Genomic DNA, 3303 nt, shown 5'->3' with positions numbered 1-3303 from the left:
CGTGTAGGGTCCGTGATTTCGTTGGGACGGGGGCGTGCGGATTTTGGGTTCCGGGCGTGGTGAGCGGCGATGGTGTTGGTGGCTGGTGAGCAGTTGGTCGCTCTTGCTCGGTCGGGTTGGTGACAGCGAGTGAGGTGTCCACTGTCTTGATGTCCGCCGGTTTGTCGGCCGGGTTCACTGGCTGTGTGGTGGGCGGGTGTGGTGGCCGTTGGTGGCCGGGTGGGTGGTGTGCCAGGCGTCCCAGATCGTGGCGCGGAGTCTGCCGCGTGGTGGTACGTCCATGCCCTGTTCGCGGGCCCAGGCCCGTACCTCGGCCACGTTCGGTGCCGGGGTCACGGGCCGGGAGCGCCGTGCGGTGGGGACAGGCGCGCGGGCCGGCGTGGCGGGCAGGTTCTCTGGTGTGGTCGTTGTGAATGCGCGGCGTTCGAGGATGCGGCGGCGTTTGTGGTGCATGCGCTCCAGGAGGGGGACGTTGGCGTCGAGGTAGTCATGGGCCTCGACGTGGGACTTCCTGGCCTCGGTGTTGCGCATGATCCGGCCGACCTGCTGGATGACGCGTCCCTTGAACGAGATGGGGCTGGTCAGGAAGAGGGTGTCGAGACGCGGTGCGTCGAAGCCCTCGCCGGCGAGTTTGTCGATCGCCAGCAGCACCAGCGGCTCATCGTGCTCCTCGGCCAGGGCGGAACGGACCCGGGCGCGTTCGGCCGGCGGCATCCCGCCGTGCAGGACCAGCGGGGTGAGGCCGTGCGGTCGGAGGGCTTCGGCGAGCTGGTGGAGGTGTTCGACGCGGTTGGTCAGGGCCAGGCTGCAGCGGCCGCGCCTGGCGGCGTCGGCGATGTCCGCCGCGATCAGCCGGTTGCGGCTGGTGGCGTGGGCGAGTTCGTTGTAGATGGCCTGGATGGAGGCGCCGTCGGTGCCGGGCTTGTCGGTGGTGAAGGTCGTGGTGTGGATGACGAGGTGTTTGGCGAAGGTGCTGGCGTCGTCGATCTCGTGGCGGATCGGCCCGCACTGCATGGTGATCACCGGGTCCATCTGGTCGGCGCGGTAGGGGGTGGCGGACAGGCCGACCCACCGCGGCGCCTTCGCTTGGCGGATCGCGGCCTCGGCGCCGGGGGCGCCGACGGCGTGGCACTCGTCCACGATGACCAGCCCGTAGCCGTCGAGCAGGCCGTCGGGGGCGTCGCGGTGGGACAGCGTCTGCAGCATGATCAGGTCGACGGTATGGCCGCGGCGGTCCTTGCCTCCGCCGAGCGAGCCGACCTGCCCCTCGCCCAGGTCGAGGAAGGCGGCCAGCCGTTCCTGCCACTGGGTCAGCAGTTCGGCCCGGTTGACGATCACTGCGGTCGGGGTGTGGTGGCCGGCGATCAGAGCGCAGGCCATGACGGTCTTGCCGGAGCCGGGCGGCGCGACCAGGGTGCCGGCCGGGTGCTCGGTCATCGCCTCCACGGCCGCCCGCTGGGTGGCGGTCAGCTCTCCGGTGAAGTGGACGGCGATCGGCGGGGGTTCGGGCAGATCGCTGGCGACGGTGAGGGATCCGCCGGCGGCGGCGATGAGCTGGGCGGCTTCGTCCACCAGGCCGCGGGGCATTTTGAGCCAGTCGGGGTCGGATGCGTCGAAGCAGCAGACGAGGCGCGGGGTGTTGAAAGTGGAGAAGCGCTGGTTCTGTTTGCGGTAGAACTCCGGGTTGTGGAACGACGCGGCATGCTTGAGCGCTGCCAGCAGTTGCGGCGGCAATCCGGCTGTGGAGATCGAAAGCATCGCCGCGAGCCGGGCCTCGACGCGCGCTGGCGCCTTGCCGAGGGCCTTGCGGCGGGGCTTGGGCCCCAGCTCCGGAGCGGTCGGACAAGGCCCGGCCTTGATCGGACCGAGCTTGCCTGCGAGCGAGGCGACGTTGGCCGGGGACAGCCGTTCAATGCCTGCGAGGTGGGCGAACTGGTCCGGATACGGTTGCCAGGTGTCGGGGTCCACGAAGACGGTGGTGCCTTTGGCGCGGGAGACACCGTGCAGCGGCAGCGCGATGAGGCTGCCGAACCGGAAGCTGCCTCTGGCCTTGGTCGGCAGGAAGTCCTGGGCGGGAAAGAGCCGGTCGTAGCTGGACAGCACCATCTGGCCGCGGGTATCGATCGCCCGGCGCAGCAGTGCCATCCCCAGGGCGCGGGCGGTGGCCGCCGCGACGGGCGCGGTGAAGAACGTCCACACATGCGCGCCCTTCCCGGACCTGGAGATCTCGAGGACGGCGGGGACGCCCGCCTCGTGGCAGGCCGTGACGTACGCGCTCGCGTCGGCGCGCCAGTCGCTGCCGTCCTTGCCGTCGAAGTCGCACGCCAGCAGGCGGCACGTGTCGTCGGCCAGCAGCGGATACAGGCCGATGTGCAGCTCGCTGCGCCCCTGCTGGGTCGGGTCGAGGTGGCGGTAGATGGTCTCGTCGGTCAGCGGCCAGAAGACCCGGTCCTCGTCGGCCTTGTTCTTGTCGAACGGGTTGTCCTCGGCCGGGCTCCAGCCGGTTCGGCCGGACTTGGCGCTTACCCACCGCTTTGCGTAAACGTCCTCGCGGCCTGCGAACAGGGCCCTGAAGAGGGCGATCTTCGCCTCGGCGCTGGAGGAGGCATCCGCATACGGCAGGCCACCGGCCCCCGTGGACGGCAGGACCGCGACCGGGTCGGGAACGGACGGGATGACGGCGGGAGTGGCCTGGACATCGCGGCCCAGAAGGCTGTGCAGCCGCGCGTTGTCGGCTTTCAGCCGGGCGATTTCCTCGTGTAGCTCTGCGTTCTCTTCCAGCGCCACGTCGAGACGGATGCGCAACTCGTCGGGATCGAAGCAGTCGGACCAATCCTCCACGCTCCCATGATCCAGACTGCGCGTACGTCACGCAGCGAAAGCATTCAGGTTTCCCTCTCCCGGCGCCCCTGCTGCAGGGGCTCACTGGGATTTGGGATCGAAAGAGACCCAGTGGGGACCACTACTGAACGTAGCCTTTGTCAACGGAATCGCGCATTTGTCAATCCGCTGTCAATGAGGTGCCTTCTTCAGCGAAGTCGCGGATCCTACATTTCGTGTCCCGTCGCGCGTGGCGCCCAGCAGGTGGTTGATGAGCTGGGTGGTTTCGGGTTCGGGTGAGCAGTCGAGGTCTTGGTTGATGTGTTGGAGGCGGGTGATGGCGGTGTACAGGCCGTGCCGGTTGCCGGCGGCGTGTTCGATGCGCATCCAGTCGCGGTAGAGGAGTTCGGCGGTGGGGTCGGCGTCGAGGCCGGTGGTGATGGCGTGGCGGGCGGCGTTGAGGTTGTGGTGGGGGCCGTGGGG

At 69.1% G+C, this 3303-nt stretch carries 2 protein-coding genes; both read right to left on the bottom strand.

What is annotated here, in order from left to right:
• Positions 1-174 precede the first annotated feature (174 nt).
• Positions 175-2841 carry a TOTE conflict system archaeo-eukaryotic primase domain-containing protein gene (locus GRC12_RS46830; protein ID WP_208785873.1) on the bottom strand — a complete coding sequence of 889 codons (2667 nt, stop codon included), beginning with the start codon at positions 2839-2841 and terminating at the stop codon, positions 175-177.
• A 171-nt stretch (positions 2842-3012) separates the two neighbouring features.
• A partial coding sequence (locus GRC12_RS42985) for a bacterial transcriptional activator domain-containing protein (RefSeq protein ID WP_208785872.1) occupies positions 3013-3303 on the bottom strand: 291 nt, incomplete at its 5' end.

Origin of the sequence: Streptomyces griseorubiginosus (genome assembly GCF_017614965.1) — a bacterium.
Taxonomy (GTDB): Bacteria; Actinomycetota; Actinomycetes; order Streptomycetales; family Streptomycetaceae; genus Streptomyces; species Streptomyces griseorubiginosus_B.
Note: the sequence above shows the minus strand (reverse complement) of the source record. Positions and strands in the feature narration are given on the sequence as shown.